19 protein-coding genes and 1 pseudogene are annotated in these 25267 nt (G+C 71.2%); 12 read left to right on the forward strand and 8 right to left on the reverse strand.

Translation table 11 applies throughout. The features are described 5' to 3' along the window. The first annotated feature begins 57 nt into the window (after nt 1–57). On the forward strand, nt 58–903 hold the full coding sequence (locus ETU37_RS18925) for a methylenetetrahydrofolate reductase (RefSeq protein ID WP_129988909.1): 846 nt from the start codon (nt 58–60) through the stop codon (nt 901–903). Nucleotides 904–929: 26 nt separating this feature from the next. Here the strand turns inward: ETU37_RS18925 and ETU37_RS18930 are convergent, their stop codons facing one another. From ETU37_RS18930 to ETU37_RS18950, 5 genes are all read right to left on the reverse strand, one after another. Continuing rightward, a complete protein-coding gene (locus tag ETU37_RS18930) occupies nt 930–1499 on the reverse strand; it encodes a DUF1638 domain-containing protein (RefSeq protein ID WP_206054039.1) in 570 nt (189 codons plus the stop codon). A 22-nt stretch (nt 1500–1521) separates the two neighbouring features. Next, on the reverse strand, nt 1522–3465 hold the full coding sequence (locus tag ETU37_RS18935; protein ID WP_129988911.1) for an ASKHA domain-containing protein: 1944 nt from the start codon (nt 3463–3465) through the stop codon (nt 1522–1524). A gap of 19 nt (nt 3466–3484) precedes the next feature. Continuing rightward, nucleotides 3485–4366, reverse strand: coding sequence for a dihydropteroate synthase (locus ETU37_RS18940; RefSeq protein WP_129988912.1), 882 nt, complete (start codon nt 4364–4366; stop codon nt 3485–3487). 67 nt (nt 4367–4433) lie between these two features. After that, entirely contained in the window at nt 4434–5099 is a 666-nt protein-coding gene (locus ETU37_RS18945) for a corrinoid protein (RefSeq protein WP_129988913.1), read from the reverse strand. Beyond that, nucleotides 5096–5875, reverse strand: coding sequence for an IclR family transcriptional regulator (locus tag ETU37_RS18950; RefSeq protein WP_165372606.1), 780 nt, complete (start codon nt 5873–5875; stop codon nt 5096–5098). The genes ETU37_RS18945 and ETU37_RS18950 overlap by 4 nt, the downstream gene beginning before the upstream one ends. Before the next feature lie 128 nt (nt 5876–6003). Here ETU37_RS18950 and ETU37_RS18955 point away from each other — a divergent pair. Then, nucleotides 6004–7473 (forward strand): annotated as a pseudogene (locus ETU37_RS18955) (trimethylamine methyltransferase family protein); the annotation flags it as partial. Between the two features lie 335 nt (nt 7474–7808). Here the strand turns inward: ETU37_RS18955 and ETU37_RS18960 are convergent. Both ETU37_RS18960 and purU read right to left on the reverse strand, forming a co-directional pair. Continuing rightward, a complete protein-coding gene (locus ETU37_RS18960; protein ID WP_129988916.1) occupies nt 7809–9488 on the reverse strand; it encodes a formate--tetrahydrofolate ligase in 1680 nt (559 codons plus the stop codon). Nucleotides 9489–9530: 42 nt separating this feature from the next. Beyond that, nucleotides 9531–10415, reverse strand: coding sequence for a formyltetrahydrofolate deformylase (gene purU, locus ETU37_RS18965; protein WP_129988917.1), 885 nt, complete (start codon nt 10413–10415; stop codon nt 9531–9533). A gap of 87 nt (nt 10416–10502) precedes the next feature. Between purU and ETU37_RS18970 the strand changes: the two genes are divergently transcribed. From ETU37_RS18970 to ETU37_RS19015, 10 genes are all read left to right on the forward strand, one after another. After that, entirely contained in the window at nt 10503–11312 is an 810-nt protein-coding gene (locus tag ETU37_RS18970) for an IclR family transcriptional regulator (RefSeq protein WP_129988918.1), read from the forward strand. A gap of 118 nt (nt 11313–11430) precedes the next feature. Further along, the gene (locus tag ETU37_RS18975; protein ID WP_129988919.1) at nt 11431–12900 is read left to right on the forward strand and encodes an aldehyde dehydrogenase family protein; all 1470 of its coding nucleotides are present in this window, start codon (nt 11431–11433) and stop codon (nt 12898–12900) included. 9 nt (nt 12901–12909) lie between these two features. Next, on the forward strand, nt 12910–14631 hold the full coding sequence (betA, locus tag ETU37_RS18980) for a choline dehydrogenase (protein WP_129988920.1): 1722 nt from the start codon (nt 12910–12912) through the stop codon (nt 14629–14631). Then, on the forward strand, nt 14628–15704 hold the full coding sequence (locus ETU37_RS18985; protein WP_129988921.1) for a quaternary amine ABC transporter ATP-binding protein: 1077 nt from the start codon (nt 14628–14630) through the stop codon (nt 15702–15704). The genes betA and ETU37_RS18985 overlap by 4 nt, the downstream gene beginning before the upstream one ends. Then, nucleotides 15701–17737: an ABC transporter permease gene (locus ETU37_RS18990; protein ID WP_129988922.1), complete on the forward strand. Its 2037-nt coding sequence runs from the start codon at nt 15701–15703 to the stop codon at nt 17735–17737. Before ETU37_RS18985 ends, ETU37_RS18990 begins: the two co-directional genes overlap by 4 nt. 67 nt (nt 17738–17804) lie before the next feature. Further along, the gene (locus tag ETU37_RS18995) at nt 17805–18803 is read left to right on the forward strand and encodes an ABC transporter substrate-binding protein (RefSeq protein ID WP_240755838.1); all 999 of its coding nucleotides are present in this window, start codon (nt 17805–17807) and stop codon (nt 18801–18803) included. A 162-nt stretch (nt 18804–18965) separates the two neighbouring features. Beyond that, entirely contained in the window at nt 18966–21491 is a 2526-nt protein-coding gene (locus ETU37_RS19000; protein ID WP_129988923.1) for a GcvT family protein, read from the forward strand. 7 nt (nt 21492–21498) lie between these two features. Then, nucleotides 21499–22272, forward strand: a complete 774-nt coding sequence (locus ETU37_RS19005; protein WP_129988924.1) for an electron transfer flavoprotein subunit beta/FixA family protein — start codon at nt 21499–21501, stop codon at nt 22270–22272. After that, nucleotides 22269–23234 (forward strand): electron transfer flavoprotein subunit alpha/FixB family protein, encoded by a 966-nt coding sequence (locus ETU37_RS19010; protein WP_129988925.1) that lies wholly within the window; start codon nt 22269–22271, stop codon nt 23232–23234. Before ETU37_RS19005 ends, ETU37_RS19010 begins: the two co-directional genes overlap by 4 nt. A gap of 81 nt (nt 23235–23315) precedes the next feature. Then, nucleotides 23316–24089: a hypothetical protein gene (locus ETU37_RS19015; protein ID WP_129988926.1), complete on the forward strand. Its 774-nt coding sequence runs from the start codon at nt 23316–23318 to the stop codon at nt 24087–24089. Nucleotides 24090–24099: 10 nt separating this feature from the next. On the opposite strand, the gene ETU37_RS19020 is transcribed toward ETU37_RS19015, so the two are convergent. Further along, nucleotides 24100–25266: a CDP-glycerol glycerophosphotransferase family protein gene (locus ETU37_RS19020; protein ID WP_129988927.1), complete on the reverse strand. Its 1167-nt coding sequence runs from the start codon at nt 25264–25266 to the stop codon at nt 24100–24102. Nucleotide 25267: the final 1 nt, after the last annotated feature.

Below are 25267 nucleotides of genomic sequence, written 5' to 3' on the forward strand. Positions count from 1 at the left end.
CGCGCCGACAGGCTACGCTGCGAATCGGTTGATGCGCATCACGAAACGAGTTCCTCCATGCGCAACAGGCGTCATGCTGAGCTGCTGGCCCGCCTCGTCGCGGACGCCCGCTACGAGGTGCTGCCCACACCCTCGGTCGAGGACACCGTCCTGACCCACCTGCCGCGCGAACGCGTCATCACCGTGACAGCGTCGCCCGGCAAGGGGCTGGGCGCCACCCTCGACCTCGCCGAACGCCTGGCCGGGCACGGCTATCTCGTGGTGCCGCACCTCGCGGCCCGGATGGTGCACGGCCGCGGCGAGCTCGCGGAGATCTGCGAGCGGCTCACCGGCAAGGGGATCGCCCGGGTGTTCGTGCCCGGGGGTGACGCCGAGGCGGACGGCACCTATCCCGACGCGCTGAGCCTGCTGGAGGACCTGGCCGACCTCGGCCGGCCGTTCTCGCACGTCGGCATCGCCGGCTACCCGGAGTCGCACCCGACCATCCACGACGACCTCACCGTGCAGTCGATGTGGGACAAGCGCCGCTACGCCACCCACGTCGTCAGCAACCTGACCTTCGACCCCGGCACGATCCGGGTCTGGGTCCGCCGGATGCGCGACCGGGGCATCACGATGCCGCTTCTGCTCGGCCTCCCGGGTCCGGTCGAGCGCACCAAGCTGCTCGCCATGGCGACCAAGATCGGCGTGGGGGAGTCCACGCGGTTCCTGGTCAAGCACAAGGGGACGCTGGCCCGGCTGGCCGCGCCCGGCGGCTTCACCGGCGAGCGGTTCCTGGAGCAGTGCGCACCCGCGCTCGCGATGCCCGACGCCAACGTCGCCGGGCTGCACGTCTTCACGTTCAACCAGATCGAGGCGACCGAGACCTGGCGCAACGACCTGCTGCACCAGCTGACGCGGTGACGCGCTGACGCGTCGACGCGCGGGAGTCAGGCGCCGAGGGCGGCGGCCAGGGACCGCTCCAGGCCGGCGTCGCCGGTCTCCAGCACGGTCAGCGGCAGGCCGAGCCGCTGCGCCGCGTCGTCGGCCAGCGCACGCAGCTCGTCGTCGGGGTCCTGGGCCAGCCAGACCACCCGCGTGTAGTGCCCGAAGTACGCGTCGTGCAGCTCCGGCCACCGGTCGAGGCCGAGCTCCTGCTCGACCGTCCGGGCGAACGAGCGCACCAGGAAGTCGGTGAGCAGGTAGGTCCCGGGCTGCTCGGCGAAGAACCGCTCGATCCGCTCGGCCCCGCCGTACACGTCGTAGCAGTGCAGCCCCTCGAGCCGGGTCAGCCCGAGCTCGGCGCAGACGGTGTCGAGGGCGCCGTAGGTGCCGCAGTCGGCGTACCCCACCACGACCCGCTGGTACGACGCCCGCAGTCCCTCGGTTGCGCGACGCACCTCGTCGGCGATCCGCTCGGGCCGGTTGTGCAGCAGCGGTGGCAACGGGTGCACGTCGAGCGGCCACCCGCGGCGCGTCGCGATCCGGGCGGCGTGCTGGGCGATCGCGCCGCAGGCCACGAGCGCGGTGCGGTCGGTGCGGTCAGTCCGCGAAGGCCAGCTGCTCGACGAACCGGTCGTTGAAGTCGGCGCAGTCGGAGAGCTCGACATAGGTCACCTCCTCGGTCAGCGCCGTCGCGCCGGCCCGCTCGCGCAGGGAGAGCAGGGACATCTTCGCGCCCTCGCCGGCCACGTTGCCGGCCGAGACGATGCGCAGCACGGGCAGCTTGGGCACCAGCCCGATGCGGACGGCGGAGGCGGGGGAGAGGTAGCTGCCGAACGAGCCGGCCATCAGCACCTGCTGCACGTCGCGCGGCTCGAGGTCGAGCTCCTCGAGCAGTAGCGACCAGCCTGTCGAGATCGCGGCCTTCGCGAACTGCAGCTCGCGCACGTCGCGCTGTGACAGCACGACGCAGTCGGTGGGCTCGGCGTCGGGGGCGGGCCGGTGCAGCACGAAGACCCGCTCCTCGCCGATCCTGGTGAGCCGGTCGGCGAGCGCGGGCGCGACCTCCTTGGCGTCCGCGTCGGGCACGAAGCGGCCGGAGCCGTCGAGCAGGCCGACCTTGACCAGCTCGGCGACCGCGTCGACGAGCCCGGAGCCGCACAGGCCCCTGGGCTCGACGTCGCCGATCACGCCGAGCTCGACCGTCTCGCCGAGCTTGACGACCTCGATCGCGCCGTCGGCGGCCCGCATCCCGCAGCGGATCGCACCGCCTTCGAAGGCGGGGCCGGCCGGTGCGGCGGTGGAGACGATCCTGTCGCCGTCGCTGAGCACGATCTCGCAGTTGGTGCCGACGTCGATGAGCAGCCGGGTGCGCTTGTCCCGGTCCATGCCGGTGGCCAGCATCCCGGCCACGATGTCGCCGCCGACGTAGGCGCCGAGCGCCGGGAAGATCGCGGCCCGGGCGCGCGGGTGCAGGCGCAGGCCGAGGTCGGTGGCGAGCACGACCGGCGGGTGCGCGGCCGCCATCACGAACGGCGCGACGCCGATCGGCTCGGGCTCGATGCCCAGCGCCAGCGCGGTCATCGTCGCGTTGCCGGCGAGCGCGACCTCGTAGACGTGGGCGGGGTCGACGCCGCCCTCCTCGCACACCTGGGCGGCCAGCGTGGACAGGGTGTCGGCGGAGGCCTGCTGCAGCCGGCCGAGCGTGTCGGGGTCGAGCATCGTCGCGCTGATCCGGGTGATGACGTCGCCGCCGAACGGCTGCTGCTGGTTGAGCATCGACGCGACGGCGACCGGCGTGCCGGTGGTGACGTCGAGGAGCGTCGCGACGACGGTGGTGGTGCCGAGGTCGAACGCGATGGCGTACTGCGTGCCGGTGGTGTCGCCGGGCTCCACGTCGAGCAGCGCCTCGTCGACGATGACGGCGGTGACCTTGAAGTCGGCCTTGCGCAGCACGCTCGGCAGCCGGCGCAGGACGTGCAGGTCCGGCTCGGGCTCGAGGTCGTCGATCGCGTCGAGCACGCGGGCCAGGTCGGTGCGCTGGTCGGCGAGGGTCGGCTCGTCGAGCTCGACGTACCGCTTCTGGATGGCGGGCCGGAGGATCACCTGCCGGCCGACGCCGACGGTGGCCGCCTTGGGCCGGGTGGTCAGCGGTGGCACGTCGACGGCCAGGTCGCGGGTGGCGTTGACGAGGCAGGCCAGGCGCCAGCCGTCGTCGAGCTGCTCGCGGCTGAACGTCTTCACGTCGTGCCGGGTGATCGGGGCGCCGCCCTCGACCCGCACCTTGCACTTGTGGCAGGTGCCGTGGCCGCCGCAGGTGGAGTCGATCGCGATGCCGTTCCACGACGCGGAGTCGAACACCGTCACGCCCGGGGGCACCCGGACCTGCCGCTGCACGGTGCGCGCCGGGTCGGGGTCGAGCACGGTGAACGACAGCGAGACGCGGCCGGTGCCGTCGTGCTGCGTGGCCTCGGCCCCGCGCGCGGGGAGCAGCCCCTCACGTCGTACGGCGTCGAGGTCGACGTCGGGGACGCCGTCCGTCATGCGGCCTCCCAGGTGGTGGTCATGCCGACGCGGTCGCCTTCGCCCGGTGCGCGGCGATCCACGCCATGCCCCACTCGTCGTGGTTGAGGAACACGTCGGCGGCCTTGACGGCCTCGACGATCTTGGGCGTCCGGGTGTCCATGATCGCGCTGGTCAGCCCGGACGTCATCGCCATCGGCAGCCAGGCCGCACCGAGCGTGTGCCGGTCGGGCATCCCGAAGGACGTGTTGGACGCGCCGCAGGTCATGTTCAGGCCGTGCTCGTCGCTGATCCGGCGCATCGTCTCGAAGGTGACCAGCGACGTGGACGTGTCCGCGCCGATCGGCATCGCCAGCGGGTCGATCACGATGTCGGCCTTGGCGATGCCGTACTCCTCGGTCGCGACCCGGACGATCTTGGCCGTCAGGTCGAGCCGCTTGTCGGCCTCCATGGGGATCTCGTCGTGGTCGTTGGGCAGCGCGATGATCGCCGCGTCGTACCGCTTGACGAGGGGGAGGATCGCGGCGAGCCGGTCGTCCTCGGCGGTCACCGAGTTGACCAGGGCGCGGCCCTGGTACGCCGACAGCCCGGCCTCCAGCGCCTCGACGACCGAGGAGTCGATGCAGACGGGCAGGTCGGTGAGGTCCTGGACCATCCGGATCGCCCGGGCCAGCAGGTCGGGCTCGTCGGTGAGCGGCACGCCCATGTTGACGTCGAGGACGTCGGCGCCGCCCTCGACCTGGGCGATCACGTCGCGCTCGATGGCGGACATGTCGCCGTTGCGCAGCTGCTCCTGGAAGATCCGGCGGCCGGTGGGGTTGATCCGCTCGCCGATCAGGCAGAAGCGCTGGTCGTGACCGAGCGTCACCTCCTTGGAGGCGGACCGGAGAACGGTGTGCAGCGGCTGTCCGTCGTGGCTCATGCGGGGTCCCCGGGGAAGCGAGAGCGGAGTGAGCGAAGCGAGCGCAGGGAGCGCTTTCCTGGGGTGTTCATGCGGGGACCTTCGTCCGGCGCTCGTTGAGCAGCGCCTTGGCGCGCTTCACGGTCGCGGACGCGTCCGCGGCGTAGCCGTCGGCGCCGACCGCGTCGGCGTACTCCTGGGTGACCGGCGCGCCGCCGACCATCACGACGACCTCGTTGCGCAGGCCGGCCTTCTCGAGGGCGTTCATGTTGGCCTTGAACATCGGCATCGTGGTGGTGAGGAACGCCGAGAACCCGACGATGTCGGGCTGGTGCTCCTCGATCGCCTGAACGAACTTCTCCGGCGCGACCTGCACCCCGAGGTCGATCACCTCGAAGCCGGCCCCCTCGAGCATGATGTTGACGAGGTTCTTCCCGATGTCGTGGACGTCGCCCTTGACGGTGCCCATCAGGAACTTGCCGACGGTCTCGACGCCGGTCTCGGCGAGCAGCGGGCGCAGCCGCTCCATCGCCCCGGCCATCGCCCGGCCGGCGATCAGCATCTCCGGCACGAAGAAGTCGCCGCGCTCGAACCGCGCCCCGACCTCCTCCAGTGAGGGGATGAGGGCGTCGAACAGCAGGGTCTGCGGCTCCATGCTGAGCTGCAGACCCTCCTCGGTGAGCTCGAGGACGCGCGGTGCGTTGCCGACGAGCGTCTCGTCGTACAGCGACTGCAGGATTTCCTCAGGGGTCATGCCACGCCCTCCTTGGGTGTGCGACCGCGGAGCAGCGTGGACAGCTCCGCGGCATGTTCGTGCAGACGGCGCCCGAGCTCGTCGAGCCGTCCTTCCAACCGTGGGGTCGGGCCCGAGACCCCGAGCGCGGCGACGACGTCGCCGTGCGGACCGTGCACCGGCACGGCGACACCGGAGAGCCCGATCTCGAGCTCGTCGGCCGTGACCGTCCACCCGCGCCGCCGGGACCGCTCGGCGTCGAGCCGGAACAGGGCGGGGTCGGTCAGTGTCTCGTCCGTCTGCGGCGGCAGCTGCGCGTCGGGCAGCGGCAGCACGCCCCAGGCGTAGAAGACCTTGCCCAGCGCCGAGCAGTGCGGCGGCACGTCGACGTCGGTCCAGTCGCGGGTGCCGAGGAGGAACGTCGCGTCGACCTGGGCGACCTGCACGACCCGGTCGCCGCGAGCGACGCTGAGGTGCACGGTCTCGTGCGTGTCGTCGCCGATCGCCGCCATGGTCGGCTGCGCGACGCGCACGAGCTCCTCCCACGGGTCGTGGCGGGCGGCGTACAGCCAGAACAGGGAGCCGGCGACGTACGACCCGTCGGCGTCGCGCTCGAGCAGCCCCGAGCGCTCCAGCGCGGTGAGCATCCGCGACGTCGTGGACTTGGCCAGCCCGCTGGACTCCTGCAGGTCGGCGAACGTCATCGGGTCCTCGGCGCGGACCACGGTCGAGACCAGGTCGGCGGCGCGGTCGACGGCGCGCGTGCCGCTGGCCGTGACGGTGCCGGTCTCGCTCACGGACTTCTCCTGGTGACGGTGCGGGTCGGGGGTTCCCAGCGGGTTCCATGATGTGGAACTGTGGTTCCACATCATGAGGCTAGGAGTCGTACGGCGGCCGGGTCAAGCACCGGGCCGGGGCCCGTCGACGGATGGACAACAGACCCGCAGGAGGACCGATGTTCCGCAACCGGATGCCGCGCTACGAGGTGCTCTCCGAGGACGCGATGGCCGCCCTCGACAAGGGCTGGCGCCGGCTGGTGACCGAGATCGGCGTGGAGTTCCTGGACCCGCGCGCGCTGGACCTCTTCCGGGACGCGGGGCAGCGGGTCGAGGACAACACGGTGTTCCTCGACCCGGACTTCGTGCTGGCGCAGGTCGCCAAGGCGCCGTCCGAGTTCGACGTGCAGGCCCGCAACCCGGAGCACAGCATCCACATCGGCGGCGACGCGATGGCGTTCGGCGCGGTCTACGGCCCGCCGTTCGTGCGCGAGGGCGAGGTGCGCCGCGACGCGACGATGGAGGACTTCCGCAGCTTCACCAAGCTCGCCCAGTCGTTCCCGGCCCTCGACTCCGCCGGCGGCGTGATCTGCGAGCCGTCCGACACCCCGCTGGACAGCCGGCACCTCGACATGACCTACGCCCTGCAGACGCTGACCGACAAGGTCTACATGGGCAACGTGGTCTCCGGGATCAACGCCGCCGACACCCTGGCGATGACGTCGATCCTCTTCGGCTCGCGGGAGGCCATCGAGGAGACGCCCGCGACCATCTCGCTGATCAACTGCAACTCGCCACTGCGCTGGGACGACCGGATGCTCGAGGCGCAGTTCGAGTACTCCGCCGCCGGCCAGCCCGTCGTGCTGACGCCGTTCATCCTGATGGGCGCGATGTCGCCGGTCACGATCCCCGCCGCGCTCGTGCAGCAGATCACCGAGGCGCTGTCCGGGATCGCGCTGTCGCAGCTGATCCGGCCGGGCACGCCGGTGATCTTCGGGTCGTTCCTGTCCAACATCGACATGCAGTCCGGCTCGCCGACGTTCGGCACCCCCGAGTCGGGCCTCGGCCTGCTCTGCACAGGGCAGATCGCCCGGCACTTCGGCCTGCCGTTCCGCACAGGCGGCGGCCTGACCTCGTCGCAGGTCGCCGACGCGCAGGCCGGCTACGAGGCGCTGATGACGATGATGCCGACGTTCCTCGCCGGCGCGAACTGGGTGATGCACTCCGCCGGCTGGCTCGAGGGTGGTCTGGTGGCCGGCTACGAGAAGTTCATCGTCGACGTCGAGCTCTTGCAGATGCTCCAGGTGGAGTTCACCCCGCTCGAGATCGACGAGGACTCGCTCGCCTTCGGCGCCCACGCCGAGGTCGGCCACGGTGGCCACTTCCTCGGCGCGATGCACACGATGGAGCGCTTCCGCACCTGCTTCTACCGGCCCTTGTTGTCCTCGTCGGAGAACTACGAGCGCTGGATGCGCAACGGCGGCAAGGACGCCGCCGACCGCGCGGGCGAGATCTACAAGAAGCGCCTCGAGGAGTACGAACCCCCGCCGCTCGACGACGCCGTCCGCGCCGAGCTCGAGGAGTACGTCATCCGCCGCCGCAAGGAGCTCGGCGACTGACCCACCCGCCGACCCGGCTCGAACCTCCCGCTCGACCTCGCCGACCCGGCTCGTACCTCCCGCTCGACCCTGCCGACCCGGCTCGTACCTCCCGCGAGGAGGGCGCGAGTCGGCGCGACTTGCCCTCCCGGGGGCGTCGAGTCGGCGCGTCTTGCCCCTCGTCGCCGGCCCGCCGTCCGCCCTACCGGAGGCACTTCTCCAGGCCCATGGACGCTTCCCCAGGGGTATGCGCCTTGTGAAGCGTCCCTTGGCCGTGGCAAGCCGTCCCCGGCCTGCTCCGCGACGCCCTGGACGACCCGCCACGGCCAGACCCCGCGTCACAGCGGGGCGCCGGCCTACGACAGGCCCAGGATCGTGCCGTCGTCGGCCAGGTCGATCCGCGAGGCCGACGGGTCGCGCGGGAGGCCGGGCATGGTCATCATGTCGCCGCAGACCACGACGACGAAGCCGGCGCCGGCGGACAGCCGGACCTCGCGCACGTGCAGCTCGTGGTCCGAGGGCGCGCCGAGCGAGGCCGGATCCGTGGAGAACGAGTACTGCGTCTTCGCCACGCACACCGGCAGCCCGCCGTAGCCGTCGGTCTCGATGCGCGTGAGCCGCCGCCGCGCCTTCGCGTCCCAGGTCACGAGGCCGGCGCCGTACAGCCGGGTGGCGATCGCCTCGACCTTCTCGGTCAGAGACAGGTCGTCGTCGTAGGTGTACGAGAACGTGTACGGCGAGGGCGAGTCGAGCGTCTCCAGCACGCCCTTGGCGAGGTCCTGGGCGCCGACGCCGCCGTCGGCGAAGTGCGTCGCGGGGTAGGCGCGGACGCCCTCGGCGGCGACCAGGTCTACGACCTTCGCGATCTCGGCGTCGGTGTCGGTCGGGAACCGGTTCACGGCGACGACGCACGGGATGCCGTAGGCGTGGCGGATGTTGTCGAGGTGGCGGCGCAGGTTCACCATGCCGGCCTCGACGGCGGCGAGGTCCTCGGTGCCGAGGTCGGCGAGCGCGACGCCGCCGTGGTACTTCAGCGCGCGCACGGTGGCGACCACGACGGCCGCGTCGGGGCGCAGCCCGGACTTGCGGCACTTGATGTCGACGAACTTCTCCGCGCCCAGGTCGGCGCCGAAGCCGGCCTCGGTGACGACGATGTCGGCGAGCCGCAGCCCGGCGCGGGTCGCGATGACCGAGCTGCAGCCGTGGGCGATGTTGGCGAACGGGCCGCCGTGCACGAACGCCGGCGCGCCCTCGAGCGTCTGCACGAGGTTGGGTGACAGCGCGTCGCGCAGCACGACGGCCATCGCACCGTCGGCGCCGATCTCGCGGGCGGTGACCGGCTTCATCGCCCGCGTGTAGCCGATGACGATGTCGCCGATGCGCCGCTTGAGGTCGGCGTACGACTCGGTCAGGCAGAAGATCGCCATCAGCTCGGAGGCGACGACGATGTCGAAGCCGTCCTCGCGCGGGAAGCCGTTGGCGTGGCCGCCGAGCGCGACGGCGACCTGGCGCAGCGCCCGGTCGTTCATGTCGAGCACGCGCTTCCAGGTGACGCTGCGGACGTCGATCTCGAGCTCGTTGCCGTGGTGGACGTGGTTGTCGATCAGCGCGGCGAGCAGGTTGTTGGCCGCGGCGATCGCGGCGAAGTCGCCGGTGAAGTGCAGGTTGATGTCGGTCATCGGCACGACCTGGCTCCAGCCGCCACCGGCCGCGCCGCCCTTCATGCCGAACACCGGCCCCATCGAGGGCTCGCGCAGGCAGGCCACCGACCGGTGCCCGAGACCGTGCAGCGCGTCCGTGAGCCCGACCGTGGTCGTGGTCTTGCCCTCGCCCGGTGGCGTCGGCGACAGCGCCGTCACCAGCACCAGCCGCCCGAGCGGTCGCTCGGCGAGCGAGGTGAGGTAGGGCAGGTCCACCTTGGCCTTGTGGTGCCCGTACCGGACCAGGTGCTCCTCCGGGATCCCGAGGGTCTCGTAGGCCACGTCCGTGATCGGCCGCAGCACCGCGGCGTTGGCGATCTCGATGTCTGACTGCATGTGACGTCCCTCCCTGTACGACGTCCGCGGCCGAGGCGCACCTCAGCGGAAGACGACGGTCCTCTCTCCGTTCAGCAGGACCCGCGACTGGGCGTGCCACCGGACCGCGCGGGAGAGCACCTGGGCCTCCACGTCGCGACCTGCGGCCACCAGGTGGTCCTGGTCGTAGGTGTGGTCCACGCGCACCACGTCCTGCTCGATGATCGGCCCCTCGTCGAGGTCGGCGGTCACGTAGTGCGCGGTCGCCCCGACGAGCTTCACGCCCCGGTCGAAGGCCTGGTGGTAGGGCTTGGCGCCCTTGAAGCTCGGCAGGAACGAGTGGTGGATGTTGATCGCCCGCCCCGACAGCCGGCGGCACAGGTCGTCCGACAGCACCTGCATGTAGCGCGCCAGCACGACCAGGTGCGAGCCGGTGCTCTCCACCAGGTCCATCAGCCGCGCCTCCGCGTCGGCCTTCGTGTCCGGCGTGACCGGGATGTGGTGGAAGTCGATGCCGTACGACTTCACCAGCGGCTCGGCGTCGAGGTGGTTGGAGACGACGGCCGGGATCTCGATCTGCAGCGCGCCCGTGCTGGTGCGGAACAGCAGGTCGTTGAGGCAGTGCAGCTGGCGCGAGACCATCACCAGGGTCCGGTACGGCGCCCGCGTGTCCCACAGCTCGTAGTCCATGCCGAACTCTCCGGCGACGTCGGCGAAGTCGGCACGCAGCGAGCCGGCGTCGACCGCCGCGGTGACCGTGAAGTCGATCCGCATGAAGAAACGGCCCGACAGCCGGTCGCCGAACTGCTGGCTCTCCAGGATGTTGCCGCCGTGGCGCACCAGGAACCCGCTCACCGCGTGCACGATGCCCGGCCGGTCCGGGCAGGAGAGCACGAGGACGAAGTCGCCGGTCGCGGCGGTGGCGGTCGCGCTCGTTGTGGGTGTCATGATCGGTGGGGCCCTCCGACGATCCTCGTTGCGTGCTCCGGAACGGAGTCTGCGATACGCAACAACTCCTGCGCTAGTGTCTCAGCCATGACCACGGCCTCCGAGGAGCGGAACGGCGCCCGTGACGCGAACGGCGGGGTGCAGTCCGTCGACCGGGCGCTGACCATCCTCGAGGTGCTCGCCCGGATCGGTGAAGCCGGGGTCACCGAGGTGGCCGCGGAGCTCGGGGTGCACAAGAGCACCGCCTTCCGCCTCGTCTCGACGCTGGAGGCGCACCGGCTCGTGGAGCAGACCGGGGACCGCGGCAAGTATCGGCTCGGCGTCGGCGTGCTCCGGCTCGCCGGGGCGACCACCGCGCGGCTCGACGTCGTCCAGGAGGCGCGGCCGGTCTGCCGCCAGCTCGCCGCCGACACGGGGGAGACCGTCAACATCACCGTGCTGTCGGAGAGCTCGGCGCTCTACCTCGACCAGGTCGCGGGCTCGTCGGCCCTGCAGCCGCACAACTGGGTCGGGCAGCACATCCCGCTCCACGCCACCAGCAACGGCAAGGTGCTGCTCAGCGGTCTCGACGACGCCGCGCTCCGCCGGCTGCTGCCGACGATGCCGTCGTACACCCCCCGCACGGTCACCCGGAAGGCCGAGCTGCGCTCGGAGCTCGAGCGGGTCCGCGAGCAGGGGTACGCCGTGGCCGTGGACGAGCTCGAGATCGGCCTCGCCGCCGTCGCCGCGCCGATCCGCAACGCGGGCGGCGACATCATCGCCTCGATCAGCGTCTCCGGGCCGACGTTCCGGCTGGGGGAGCGGATCGACGAGGTCGCAGGGCTGGTGAGGGCGTCCGCGCTGGAGGTCTCGCTGCGGCTCGGCTGGGGACACCGTCAGGTCACGACCTCGGCCTAGTGCTTGACGCGAGGTGCGCGAGAGCAGGATCCTCGACCCAAGGGGCTGGTGTGGTTGCGGCCTGTGAATCAGGTTGCGGCATACGCAACAGACCCCGCGGGTGCAGAAGGGTGTGCCAGTGGCGGAGCTCTACATCGAGGGTCAGTGGGTGTCCGCCCGATCGGGCGGGCGTCGCGAAGTCCGCTGCCCGGCCAACGGTGACCTCGTCGGCGAGGTCGACGAGGCCGGTGCCGACGACTGCGCCGCGGCCATCGGCGCGGCCCACCGGGCGTTCCACACGGGCCCTTGGCCGGGGTGGTCGGCGCGTGAGCGCGGCGACCTGCTGCTGCGCCTGGCCGACCTGCTCGAGCGCGACGCGGCCGACGTCGCCCGGATGGAGTCGCTCGACACCGGCAAGCGCCTCGTCGAGAGCGAGTACGACGTCGCCGACGTCGTCTCCGTCTTCCGCCACTACGGCCACGTCGCCACCGAGGAGGCGGGCCGGGTCGTCGACACCGGCAACCCCGACGTGGTGAGCCGCGTGGTGCACGAGCCGATCGGCGTGTGCGGGCTGATCACGCCCTGGAACTACCCCCTGCTCCAGGTGTCCTGGAAGGTCGCGCCGTGCCTGGCCGCCGGCAACACGTTCGTGCTGAAGCCGAGCGAGCTGACCCCGCACTCCGCCATCCACCTGATGCGACTGCTCGACGAGGCGGGGTTGCCGGCGGGGGTCGGCAACCTCGTCCTCGGCACCGGTCCCGAGGCGGGCGCCCCGCTCTCGACCGACCCCCGTGTCGACCTGGTCTCGTTCACCGGCGGCCTCGCGACGGGCCGCCGGATCATGGCGGCGGCCTCCGGCACGGTGAAGAAGGTCGCGCTCGAGCTCGGCGGCAAGAACCCCAACATCGTCTTCGCCGACGCCGACCTCGAGGTGGCCCTCGACTTCGCACTCACCGCCGTCTTCCTGCACTCCGGCCAGGTGTGCTCGGCGGGCGCGCGCCTGCTCGTCGAGGAGTCCATCCACGACGACTTCGTCGAGGAGCTCGTCGAGCGGGCGGGCCGGATCCGGCTCGGCGGCCCGTTCGACGACAAGGCCGAGACCGGACCGCTGACGAGCGCCGCGCACCGCGACAAGGTCGAGGCCTACGTCGCCGCCGGGATCGAGGAGGGCGCCTGGCTGCGCTGCGGCGGGGCCCGGCCCGACGAGCCCGAGCTCGCCGGCGGCTTCTACTACCTGCCGACCGTCCTCGACCGCTGCACCAGCGACATGTCGGTGACGCAGGACGAGTCGTTCGGGCCGGTGCTCACGGTGGAGTACTTCCGCACCGAGGACGAGGCGGTCGCGACCGCCAACGACAGCATCTACGGCCTGGCCGGCGCGGTGTGGACCCAGGACGCCGGCAAGGCGCAACGGGTCGCCGCCCGCCTGCGGATGGGCACGGTGTGGATCAACGACTACCACCCCTACGTGCCCCAGGCCGAGTGGGGCGGCTACAAGCAGTCCGGCACCGGACGCGAGCTCGGGGTCGCCGGCCTCGACGAGTATCGCGAGACCAAGCACATCTGGCACAACATCCGGCCGGCCGCCCAGCACTGGTTCAACGGATAGGCGGCGGACATGGGTGCGGACCGGTACGACGTCGTCATCGTGGGAGGTGGCTCGGCCGGGTGCGCGCTCGCGAACCGCCTGTCCGCCGACCCGGGCACCAGCGTCCTCGTCCTGGAGGCCGGCCGGTCCGACTACCGGATCGACCCGTTCATCCACATGCCGGCGGCGCTGCCGATCCCCATCGGCAACCGGCTCTACGACTGGAAGTACGAGACCGACCCCGAGCCGCACCTCAACGACCGCCGGGTCTTCCACGCCCGCGGCAAGGTGCTCGGCGGCTCGTCGAGCATCAACGGGATGATCTTCCAGCGGGGCAACCCGATGGACTACGAGCGCTGGGGCGCCGAGCCCGGGATGAAGGAGTGGGACTACCTCCACTGCCTGCCGTACTTCAAGCGCATGGAGACCTGCCTGGCCGGCGCCGACGACTGGCGCGGCGGCGACGGGCCGCTCGTCCTGGAGCGCGGTCCCGCGACCAACCCGCTGTTCGGGGCGTTCTTCGAGGCGGCCCAGCAGGCCGGGTACCCGCTGACCGACGACGTCAACGGCTACCGCCAGGAGGGCTTCGCCCGGTTCGACCGCAACGTCCACCGCGGCCGCCGGCTCTCCGCCGCCCGCGCGTACCTCCACCCGGTGCGGTCGCGGAAGAACCTCTCGGTCGAGACCCTCGCGCTCGCCACGAAGGTGCGGTTCCGCGGCAGCCGCGCGGTGGGGGTCGACTACCTGCGCGGCGGCCGTCTGCACCGCAGCGTCGACGCCGGCCGCGTGATCCTCTGCGGCGGCGCGATCAACAGCCCGCAGCTGCTCCAGCTCTCCGGGGTCGGCGACGAGAAGCTCCTGCGCGAGCACGGCGTCGGCGTCATCCACCACCTGCCGGGCGTGGGGGAGAACCTCCAGGACCACCTCGAGGTCTACATCCAGTACGCCTCCAAGCAGCCCGTGTCGATCGCCCCCGGCCTGCGCTGGCGGGCCCGGCCCGGCATCGGCTACCAGTGGCTCGTGCACCGGCGCGGGCTCGGCGCGACGAACCACTTCGAGGGCGGCGGCTTCTGCCGCAGCAACGACGAGGTCGACTACCCCAACCTGATGTTCCACTTCCTGCCGGTCGCGATCCGCTACGACGGCTCGTCGCCGACCGAGGGGCACGGGTACCAGGTGCACATCGGCCCGATGTACGCCGACACCCGCGGCTGGGTGCGGATCCGGTCCACCGACCCCCGGGTGCACCCCTCGATGCAGTTCAACTACCTCTCCACGCCGACCGACCGCAAGGAGTGGGTCGAGGCCGTCCGGGTCGCGCGCGACATCCTCAACCAGCCGGCGTTCGCGCCGTACAACGACGGCGAGCTCTCGCCCGGCGCCAAGGTCGCGACCGAGGAGGAGATCCTCGACTGGGTCCGCGCGGACGCCGAGACGGCGCTGCACCCGTCCTGCACCGCCAAGATGGGCGTCGACGAGATGGCGGTGGTCGACCCCACCACGATGGGCGTGCACGGGCTCGAGGCGCTGTCCGTCGTCGACGCCTCGGTCTTCCCGTTCGTGACCAACGGGAACATCTACGCGCCCGTGATGATGGTGGCCGAGAAGGCCGCCGACCTGATCGCCGGGAACACCCCGCTCCCAGCGGCCGACGTGCCGTACTACCGCTACCGCGACGGCACCCCCCTCTACCCGCCTGGCGACCCCCGCAACGCCGCCGGCGACCTTCCCGGTGACGAGGAGCAGCGATGACCACCATGACCGACCACGAGCCGCAGGGCACCTCGGTCCCCGCGACCGACGCCGCCCTCGCGGTGCACAACCTCTGGAAGATCTTCGGTAAGGGAGGCGACAAGATCCTCGGTACGCCCGACGCGGAGCTGCCGCGCCCGGAGCTCAAGGAGAAGACCGGCTGCGTCGTCGGCGTGAAGGACGTGTCCTTCGAGGTCGCCCAGGGGGAGGTCTTCGTCGTCATGGGCCTGTCGGGCTCGGGCAAGTCGACCCTGGTGCGCTGCCTGACCCGGCTGATCGAGCCGACGGCCGGTGAGGTGATCGTCGACGGCGAGGACGTGACGAAGGCCAACGAGTCCCGGCTCCGTGAGCTCCGACGCAACCACGCGTCGATGGTGTTCCAGCACTTCGGGCTGCTGCCGCACCGCCAGGTGATCGACAACGTGGGCTACGGCCTCGAGATCCGCGGCGTGCCCAAGAAGGAGCGCCGGGCGAAGGCGGCCGAGGTAGTCGACCTGGTGGGTCTGTCCGGCTACGAGTTCTCCTACCCCGACCAGCTCTCCGGTGGCATGCAGCAGCGCGTCGGCCTGGCGAGGGCGCTGGCCGGTGACCCGAAGCTGCTGCTGTTCGACGAGCCGTTCTCCGCCCTCGACCCGCTGATCCGCCGGGACATGCAGAACGAGGTCATCCGGCTCCACCACGAGCTGCGCAAGACGATGGTGTTCATCACCCACGACCTCGCGGAGGCGCTCAAGCTCGGCGACCGGATCCTGATCATGCGCGACGGCGAGGTGGTGCAGGTCGGCACGCCCGACCAGATCATCGGCGCACCGGCCGACGAGTACGTCCGCGACTTCACCTCCGAGGTCCCGCGCTCGCACGTGCTCACGCTCAAGTGGGTCATGCACGAGCCCAACGGGGACGCGGGTGACGGCCCGGTGCTCCAGGCCGACCAGATCGTCAAGGACGCCGCCCGCGTGGTGCTCGACCACCACGGCCCGTGCCGGGTCATGGACGGCGACAAGCTCGTGGGGGTCGTCGACGACGAGGACATCCTCCGCGTGGTCGTGGCCGAGGAGGAGGCCCCGGCATGACGACCGTCGTCGCGCCTCCTCGCGCGGAGGCCAAGGAGCCCCCACCTCCACCCGCCGAACCGCGCCACCTGCCCCGCTGGGCGTGGGCGCTGATCGTGATCGGCGTCTGGATCGTTGTCTGGGCCTTCACCAAGGGCCAGGACACGCTGACGCTCGGAGCGCGCGAGCACACCCAGCTCCAGAACGACCTCACCGAGTTCCGCAACGCGGTGCTCGCCAGCCGCGACACCAACCCGTTCATCCAGTTCACCTACCAGCTCGGCGAGTGGTTCAAGGAAGCCGTCGAGTGGTGCCAGCGGATGATCTCCATCCCCGACTTCCCGCGCCCGGTGCCGCAGATCGGCTGGCTGGGCGTCACCGCGGTCGCGGTGTGGATCGGGCTGGCGGTCGCCGGCTGGCGGATCGCCCTCCTGGTCGCGGCGTCGTTCGTGTCCTTCGGGCTCTTCGGCTACTGGTCGGACTCGATGGACCTGCTGATCGTGACCTTCGTGTCGGTCTCCGTCGCCGTCCTCATCGGGATGCCGCTGGCGGTGCTGCTCGGCACTACCAGCCGGCTCGGCAACTCGATCATCAACACGATCCTCGACATCTTCCAGACGATGCCGACCTTCGTGTACCTGCTGCCGATCGTGCTCTTCTTCGGCATCGGCGCGTCCGCCGCCGTCGTCTGCACCCTGATCTACGCGCTGCCCCCGCTGATCCGCATCGCGGGCCACGGCATCCGCTCGGTGCCGTCCACCACCATCGAGGCCACCGACTCGGCCGGTCAAACCAGCTGGCAGCGGCTGCGCAAGGTGCAGCTGCCGATGGCGCGCAAGACGATCGTGGTCGGCCTCAACCAGACGATCATGGCCGCGCTGTCGATGGCGACCATCGCGGCGTACGTCGATGGCCCGGGCCTCGGTCAGCCGGTGCTCCAGTCGCTGTTCAAGAACGACGTGGGCGGGGCGTTCGTGCCCGGCATGCTCATCGTCGTCATGGCGGTCATGCTCGACCGCACCACGACCGCGGCGAGCGAAGCGTCCGAGAAGGCGGCTCGGGGCCGCATCAACATGCGGCAGCGGCGGATCGTGCTCGCGGTCGCGGCGGTGCCCGTGCTCGTCGCCCTGTGGATGTCGCGCTTCTACACGTGGGCGGCGGCGTTCCCCGAGAACAACCTGGGCCCCTCGGTCGCCGACGCCGTCAACAGCTTCACCGAGTGGTTCGTCGACGCCTTCGGCGGTGCGACGGAGTGGTTCAAGAACGTCATCACCGAGGCGCTGATCAACCCCATGCAGTCGCTGCTGGCGGAGTCGCCCTGGTACGTCACCGCCACTGCGATCATGGCCCTGGCCCTCGTGCTCGGCGGGCTGCGGGCGCTGATGCCGACGGTGATCTGCCTGATCGGCATCTACATCTTCGGCCTCTGGCACGACGCGATGATCACGCTGACGATGACCATGGTCGGCACGGTCCTGGTCATGGTCATGGCCCTCGTGTTCGGCGTGTGGATGGCCCGCCGCAAGTCCGTGGACCTGCTGCTCCGTCCGCTGCTCGACGCCGGCCAGACCATCCCGCCGTTCGTCTACCTGATCCCGATGCTCGCGCTGTTCGGGCCGACCCGCTTCACCGCGATCGTCGCCGGTGTCATCTACGCCGCGCCGGTGGCCATCAAGCTCGTCGCGGACGGTGTCGCCGGGGTCTCCTCGTCGACCGTCGAGGCGTCGCGCTCGACCGGCGCGACGACGTGGCAGGAGATCACCAAGGTGCAGCTGCCGATGTCCAAGGGGTCGATCGTGCTGGCCGCCAACCAGGGCCTGCTCTTCATGCTCTCCATGGCGGTCATCGGCGGCATGGTCGGCGCCGGCGCGCTCGGCTACGACGTCGTCCTCGGCTTCTCCCGCTCGGAGGAGTGGGGCAAGGGCGCCGCCGCCGGCATCACCATCGTGCTGATCGGCATCATGCTCGACCGCATCGCCCGGGCGGCGGCCAACCAGGACCCGATCACGCACAACCCGACCCGTCGCCCGTGGTGGCGCTCCTCCATGGGGTGACAGGGGCTGGCGACGTCGGGGACACAGGACTCGGAAACGTAATCGCACTCGCGACAAGGAGTACGGAATGCGGAACACACGGAACGGATGGATGCGCGGCGCCCGCGCGGTTGCGGTCGTGGCGTGCGTCACCGTGGTGGCCGCCTGCGGCGGCGGCTCGATCGAAGAGCAGACCCAGGCCAACGAGGACCAGGCCGCCGAAGCAGGAGGCGAGTGCGGTGACCTGAACATGGCCGTGAACCCCTGGGTCGGCTACGAGGCCAGCGCCTACGTCGTCGGCACGGTCGCGCAGGAGGAGCTCGGCTGCACGGTCAACTACAAGGACCTCAAGGAGGACGTCTCCTGGCAGGGCTTCGGCACCGGCGAGGTCGACGTGGTGATCGAGGACTGGGGCCACCCCGACCTGGAGAAGAAGTTCGTCGAGTCGAAGGGCGGCGACGGCAGCGCGACCGACTTCGGGGAGAACGGCAACGTCGGCATCATCGGCTGGTACGTCCCGGGCTGGCTGGCCGAGGAGCACCCGGACATCCTCGACTACAAGAACCTCAACAAGTACGCCAAGGACTTCGCCACGTCCGAGTCGGGCGGACAGGGTCAGTTCCTGGGCTCCGACCCGTCGTACGTCCAGTTCGACGAGGCGATCATCGACAACCTGGGCCTCGACTTCAAGGTCGTCTTCTCCGGTGGTGAGGCCGCCACGATCACCGCGTTCGAGCAGGCGCAGAAGAACAAGGAGTGGCTGATCGGCTACTTCTGGGAGCCGCAGTACATCCACGCCGAGATCCCGCTGGAGCAGGTCAAGCTGCCGCCGTACACGGACGGCTGCCAGGACGTCCCGGCGAAGGTGGCGTGCGCCTACCCCGACACCCCGCTGAAGAAGTTCGTCTCCACCGACTGGTCCGAGTCCGACTCGACCGCCGTCGGCCTGGTGAAGAACTTCAAGTGGACCAACGACGACCAGAACCTGGTCGCGGCGTACATCACCTCCGACGGCATGTCGCCCGAGGACGCCGCGGCGAAGTGGGTGAAGGACAACCCCGACAAGGTCCAGGCCTGGCTCGGCTGATCCGAGGCGCCACACGACACCCGACCGGGGCGGCACGCACCGCGTGCCGCCCCGTTCCGTTCCCGGCCCGTCCTCTTGACGGGCGCGGGCGGCACCGCACAGACTGAGTGTTGTTCCAAATAGCGCATCAGGTTGCGTGATACGCAACAAGGAGTTGAGCTCATGGCCACCGTTCCCCCCACCGCCCGTGTCGTGGTCATCGGCGCGGGCATCGTCGGCAACAGCCTCGTCCACCACCTGGCCCGGCTCGGCTGGCGCGACATCGTGCAGATCGACAAGGGTCCGCTGCCCAACCCCGGCGGCTCCACCGGTCACGCCTCGAACTTCATCTTCCCGGTGGACCACTCCCGGGAGATCACGGACCTGACGCTCGACTCCGTGCGCCAGTACAAGGAGATGGGCGTCTTCACCGAGTCCGGCGGCTTCGAGCTCGCCCGCACGGAGGCGCGCATGGAGGAGCTGCGCCGGCGGATGTCGTCCGCCAAGGCGTGGGGGATCGAGGCGCACCTGGTCGACCCCGCCTTCGTGAAGGAGAAGGTGCCCTTCATCGAGACGGACCAGTTCATCGGCGCGTTCTGGACGCCCAGCGTCGGCGTCGTCGACTCGCTGCGCGCGGGCACGATCATGCGCGAGAGCGCGCTGGAGACCGGTGCCCTCACCGTCGTACCGACGGTCGAGGTGGTCGGTCTCGACACCGAGGAGGACGGCGCCGGGCGCCGCCGGATCACCCGCGTGCGCACCACGGACGGCGACATCGAGGCCGAGACCGTGGTCATCGCGTGCGGCGTCTGGAGCCCCAAGATCGGCGACATGGCAGGGATCTCGATCCCGCTGACCCCGGCCGTGCACCAGATGATCAGCGTCGGTCCGTGCCCGCAGCTCGCGGAGCAGGAGGGCGAGATCAGCTTCCCGATCGTGCGGGACATGGACACCTTCTGCTACGAGCGCCAGCACGGCGCCGACATGGAGGTCGGGTCCTATGCCCACCGCGCGATCCTGCACGAGCCCGAGGACATCCCGTCGATCGAGCAGGCCAAGCTGTCCCCGACGGAGATGCCCTTCACCTCCGACGACTTCGACCCGCAGCTGGAGCAGGCCTACGAGCTGATGCCCGAGCTGCTCGGCGCCGACGGCGCGGAGATGCGCTACGCCATCAACGGGCTCCTCTCGCTGACCTGCGACGGCAGCCCGATCCTCGGTGAGAGCGAGGTCCGCGGCCTCTGGACCGCGGCCGCGGTCTGGATCAAGGAGGGCCCGGGCGTCGGCCGTGCGGTCGCGGAGTGGATGACGCACGGCCACCCGGAGATCGACGTCAACGCCAGCGACGTGGCCCGCTTCCACCAGCACCAGAAGCGCCGGGAGCACACCCGGCTGCGCACGACCGAGGCGTTCATCAAGACCTACGGCATCATCCACCCCTCCGAGCAGTACGAGTCCGACCGCGAGCAGCGGCTCTCGCCGATGCACGAGTCGCAGAAGAAGCTCGGTGCGTTCTTCTACGAGACCGCCGGCTGGGAGCGGCCGCACTGGTACGAGTCCAACGCCCACCTCCTCGAGGTGTACGGCGACGCCGTGATGCCGCGCGAGCACGAGTGGGACTCCCGCTGGTGGAGCCCGATCATCAACGCCGAGCACCTGCGCATGCGCGAGGCCGCCGGTGTCATCGACCTGTCGGCGTTCTGCATCTTCGACATCGAGGGCCCGGGCGCGCTCGAGTCCGTGCAGCGCACGTGCGTCGCGCAGTGCGACGTGGCGGTCGGCAAGGTCGTCTACACGCCGGTGCTCGACGCCCGCGGCGGGTTCAAGAGCGACCTCACCGTGATGCGGCTCGGCGACGACCACTTCCGCGTGGTCACCGGCGGCGCGCACGGCATGGCCGACCGCAAGTCGTTCACCGACCAGCTCGTCGACGACGGCGCCACCAGGCTGACCGACCGCACCGACGAGCTGAGCACGATCGGGCTGTGGGGCCCCCGCGCCCGCGACATCCTGGCCTCGCTCACGTCCGACGACGTGTCGGACGCCGGCTTCGGGTTCCTCACCTGCCGTGAGGTCCAGGTCAAGGGCACGCCCGTCCTGGCATCGCGCATCTCCTACGTCGGCGAGCTCGGCTGGGAGCTCTACGTCCCGATGGACGCGGCGGCCGGCGTGTGGGAGACCCTGCTCGAGGCCGGGTCCTCCCACGGCGCCGTACCCGTGGGAATCGGGGTCTACGGCACCACCGGCCGGATCGAGAAGGGCTACCGCGCCTTCGGCTTCGAGCTCGACGGGGAGCGCAGCATCGTCGAGGCCGGCATGCAGCGGCCGAAGGTGAAGACCGCCGACTTCGTCGGCCGGGAGGCCTACCTCCGGCAGCGCGAGGAGGCACCCCGGACGGTGCTCTGCACGATGACCGTCGACGACCACACGTCGGCGAGCGGCGCGAAGCGCTACATGCTCGGCGGGGAACCAATCCTGACGCGTGACGGCGGCACCCTGACCGACGGTCACGGCCACCACCCGTACGTCACGACCGCGGGCTCCGCGCCCTCGCTCGGCAAGCACGTGCTGATGGCCTACCTGCCGCCGGACCAGGCGGTCATCGGCAACCAGCTCGCCGTGTCCTACATGGAGGAGCTCTACCCGGTCACGGTCGGCTCGGTCGACGCCACCCCGCTGCTCGACCCGGCCAACGAGCGGATCCGGTGAGGCAGCGATGACCAACGTCCTGGTCTGCGTGAAGCGGGTCCCCGACTCGACCAGCGAGGTCGTGCTGACCGACGACGGCCAGGCCGTCGACGGGAGGTACGCCGGCTTCACCACGAGCGCGCACGAGGAGTGCGCCGTCGAGCTGGCCGCCCAGGTCACCGGCGCCGACGGCGGCGAGGCCACCGTGCTGACGCTCGGTGACGACGACGCGGTGGAGCAGCTGCGCTCCTCGCTCGCCGTCGGCTGCCACGCGGCCACCCACGTGGTCGCCGAGGCGCACCGGTTCGGCCCCGCCGACGTGGCCAGGGAGATCGCCGCGGTTGTGCGCGAGCACGAGGCGGCCGGTCGCAGCCACGACCTGATCCTGCTCGGCAACGACGCCGCCGACAGCGGCGACTTCCAGGTCGGCATCCGGCTCGCCTACGAGCTGGGCCGTCCGGTCGTCAACGGCGTCAACCAGGTGTCCGTCGCCGACGGCGTCGTGACGGCGCAGGGTGCCGGTCCCGAGGGGCACGAGACCTACCGGGTGCCGTTGCCCGCGGTCGTCACGGTGCTCGAGGGCGGCGTCGAGCCGCGCTACCCGTCGGTGCAGGGCCGGATGAAGGCCAAGAAGGTGGCGATCGAGCAGCGCACGCCGGCGACCGAGCCGGCCGGGCCCGACCGGGTGCGGCTGCTGCTGCCACCGCCCGCGCCGAGCGACGTGCAGATCCTCGGCAAGGGCGCCGACGCCGCGCCCGCGGTGGTCGACGTACTGGAGAAGCTGGGGGTGCTGTCGCGATGACCCTGGTGCTTGTCGAGATCGACGCGGGCGGCGTGATCGAGGTGTCCCGCGAGACGCTGACCTTCGCCCGCTCGCTGGGAGACCTCGTCGACGCGGTCGTGGTCGGGGACCTGGGTGACGCGGCGCGCGACCAGCTGGCGTCGTACGGCGTCCGCACGGTCCACCACGCGACCGGCGAGGCGTTCGACGCCTACGCCGGCGCGGCCTGGGCGGCGGCCGTCCAGGCGGGCCTGCGTGCCTCCGGAGCGACGCACCTGCTCGCCGCCGGCACGCCGCGCGGCATGGAGGTGCTCGCCCACGTCGCCGCGCGCGAGGACGTCCCGATGGCGGCCAACGTGCTGTCCGCGGAGGGCTCCGACCCGATCGTGGTGACGCGCCAGGTGGTCGGGGGAGCGGCGCTGGAGGAGATGCGGCTCGCGCAGTCTCCGACCGTGCTCACGGTCGCCGGCCACGCGGTCGAGCCGCGCCCGGCCGACGCGCCGGGGGCCGCCGACGTGGTGGACCTCGCCGTCGACGTGTCCGAGGCCGACCTCGTGGCCCGGGTCGTGTCCACCGAGGAACCCGAGCCCGACCTGTCCGGCGGGCTGCGCTCGGCGCGGGTCGTCGTGGGCGCCGGCCGCGGCGCGGGCAGCGCCGACGGGTTCGGCGAGCTGCTGGAGCTGACCGAGCTGCTGGACGCCTCGCTGGGCGTCTCCCGGGTGGTGACCAGTCTCGGCTGGCGGCCGCACCACGAGCAGGTGGGGCAGACCGGCAGCCGGATCTCGCCGGACCTCTACATCCCGTGCGGCATCAGCGGTGCCATCCAGCACTGGGCGGGCTGCTCGTCGGCCAAGAACATCCTGGCGATCAACACCGACCCGGATGCGCCGATGGTGACCAAGGCGACGTACGCCGTGATCGGCGACCTGCACGAGGTGGTGCCGGCGATCAACGCCGAGATCCGGCGGCGACGGGCCGGCTGACCCCGGCACGGTGGCTCCTTCGGGGCATGTCGGGCGGGCCGCGCCGGTCCTAGCCTGGAGGCGACACCACCGGGAGGGCGCATGGAGTGGTGGCTGATCGACGCGCTGGCCGTCGTCGGTCTCGTCGGCGGCGGTCGCCTCATGCTGACGAAGCGTCGCGCCCACCGGGCCGACGCCGAGGAGCTGGCCGGCGTCCGGACCCTGGCCGACGAGGACGTCACCCAGCTGGGCGAGGAGCTCGGCCGGCTGGACGGCGCCGTCGGCCGGCTCGACCAGGAGGGTCGCGCCGACTACCAGCGCGCCCTGGACGCCTACGAGACCGCGCAGCGTGCGGTGCCCCGGATGCGCACGCGCGACCAGATCGAGGACGTCAGCGAGACCCTCTCCGAGGGGCGCTACGCGCTGGCCTGCGTCGACGCGCGGCTGCAGGGGCTGCCGGTGCCGCCACACCGGGTGCCGTGCTTCTTCAACCCGCAGCACGGCCCGTCGACCGAGGACGTGCTCTACACCGCGTCCGGACGCGGCACCCGCACCGTGCCGGCCTGCGCGCAGGACGCGGCCCGGGTCCGCCAGGGGGAGAAGCCCGAGATCCGGACCGTGAAGGTCGGCACGCGGATGGTGCCCTACTGGGAGGCCGGCGCGGCGTACCTGCCCTACACGCACGGCTACTTCACCGGCGTCGACACGCTCGGCGGGACCTCGCTCGGCTGGGCGTACGACCCGTCGATGGCCACCGACTTCGGCGGCGGCTACGTCCACGGCGACCACGGCGGTGGTGGCTTCGGGGACGGCGGAGGTTTCGGGGACGGTGGCTTCGGCGACGGCGGTGGCGGCGGGGACGGCGGAGGCTTCTGACCCCCGTGCGTCAGGCGATGATCGCGGCCGACGTCTCGTCGCCGCCGGTCTCGCCGACCAGCCGGTCGCGCAGCGCGACGAGCTCGGCCACCTCGGTCTTGAAGCGCAGCGTGCTGTCGCCGACCTGGTAGTCGTCGAAGTAGTGGTGCCGCATCGCCACCCGCGCCAGGTGGTGCTCGTCGTGGTCCAGCCGGGCCTCGACCAGCGCGGTGAGCGCGGTCTCGCCGGCGACGCCGTCGACGTGCTCGATGACGTCCGCGCAGCGGCTCACCGGCACCTCCTGGCGCAGCCGCTCGCCGTCGAGGTGACGGTCGGTGACGAAGAGCGGCTTGCCGGTGCACAGGTACAGCCAGTCGAGGCCGACCGACGAGACGTCGGTGACCATCGCGTCGCAGGAGGGCATCAGCGCCAGGATGTCGCCGGTGACGTACACCGTGTGGCCGGCCTCCGGATCGCGGGCGGCGGCGTCGGCGACGAGGTCGAGCACGTCGCGATGGGCGTCGCGGATCGACGGGGTCTGGCTGGTCGCGATCTTCGGGTGCGGCTTGTAGACCAGGCGGACGCCGGGCACGTCGAGGATCGCCCGCACGACGCCGCGGCCGACGGTGTCGAGCGACGTGTAGTTGTTGTAGTCGGCGTCGCCCTCCCAGGTGGGGGCGTAGAGCACGGTGCGCCGCCCGTCGGCCGCCTCCGGCAGCGGCGACGTACGAGAGAGGTCGAGCTGGGGCCGGCCGATCCGCACCAGTCGGCTGGTGTCGAACTCCAGCAGCCCGGCCACGTGGCGCTGCACCGCCGCCTCGCCCGCGACGAAGACGCGGTCGTAGGCCTTCGCGTTGTTGCTCGCCATGCTCTGCTTGTCGCTCTCGCCGTGGTTGACGTGCACGTGCAGCGCCCGGCCGTGCAGCAGCGACTGGAAGTTGAGGATGGAGTTGTTGCAGTAGAGGACGACCTTCGGGTCGACGTCGTCGTACAGGTCGTGCAGCGCGGGGAACGACGGCGCGACCAGGACCGGCAGCGACGTCCGGCCCTGCAGCACCGCGGCACTGTCCAGGTCGCGCGCGACCACGCCGACGGGATGCTCCGCGTGGAGCAGCTCGAGCACCGGCAGCCACTGGATCAGCTGGTAGGTGCGCGACACGTCGTCGGCGAAGTAGGCGAGGACCGAGACCTTTGGCACG

Source organism: Nocardioides iriomotensis, assembly GCF_004168035.1.
Classification (GTDB): domain Bacteria; phylum Actinomycetota; class Actinomycetes; order Propionibacteriales; family Nocardioidaceae; genus Nocardioides_B; species Nocardioides_B iriomotensis.

Coding starts and splice junctions, on each gene's coding strand:
- ETU37_RS18925 (WP_129988909.1), top strand. CDS start 58: ATGCGCAACAGGCGTCATGCTGAGCTGCTGGCCCGCCTCGTCGCGGAC.
- ETU37_RS18935 (WP_129988911.1), bottom strand. CDS start 3,465: ATGACGGACGGCGTCCCCGACGTCGACCTCGACGCCGTACGACGTGAG.
- ETU37_RS18940 (WP_129988912.1), bottom strand. CDS start 4,366: ATGAGCCACGACGGACAGCCGCTGCACACCGTTCTCCGGTCCGCCTCC.
- ETU37_RS18945 (WP_129988913.1), bottom strand. CDS start 5,099: ATGACCCCTGAGGAAATCCTGCAGTCGCTGTACGACGAGACGCTCGTC.
- ETU37_RS18960 (WP_129988916.1), bottom strand. CDS start 9,488: ATGCAGTCAGACATCGAGATCGCCAACGCCGCGGTGCTGCGGCCGATC.
- purU (WP_129988917.1), bottom strand. CDS start 10,415: ATGACACCCACAACGAGCGCGACCGCCACCGCCGCGACCGGCGACTTC.
- ETU37_RS18970 (WP_129988918.1), top strand. CDS start 10,503: ATGACCACGGCCTCCGAGGAGCGGAACGGCGCCCGTGACGCGAACGGC.
- betA (WP_129988920.1), top strand. CDS start 12,910: ATGGGTGCGGACCGGTACGACGTCGTCATCGTGGGAGGTGGCTCGGCC.
- ETU37_RS18985 (WP_129988921.1), top strand. CDS start 14,628: ATGACCACCATGACCGACCACGAGCCGCAGGGCACCTCGGTCCCCGCG.
- ETU37_RS18990 (WP_129988922.1), top strand. CDS start 15,701: ATGACGACCGTCGTCGCGCCTCCTCGCGCGGAGGCCAAGGAGCCCCCA.
- ETU37_RS18995 (WP_240755838.1), top strand. CDS start 17,805: ATGCGGAACACACGGAACGGATGGATGCGCGGCGCCCGCGCGGTTGCG.
- ETU37_RS19000 (WP_129988923.1), top strand. CDS start 18,966: ATGGCCACCGTTCCCCCCACCGCCCGTGTCGTGGTCATCGGCGCGGGC.
- ETU37_RS19005 (WP_129988924.1), top strand. CDS start 21,499: ATGACCAACGTCCTGGTCTGCGTGAAGCGGGTCCCCGACTCGACCAGC.
- ETU37_RS19010 (WP_129988925.1), top strand. CDS start 22,269: ATGACCCTGGTGCTTGTCGAGATCGACGCGGGCGGCGTGATCGAGGTG.
- ETU37_RS19015 (WP_129988926.1), top strand. CDS start 23,316: ATGGAGTGGTGGCTGATCGACGCGCTGGCCGTCGTCGGTCTCGTCGGC.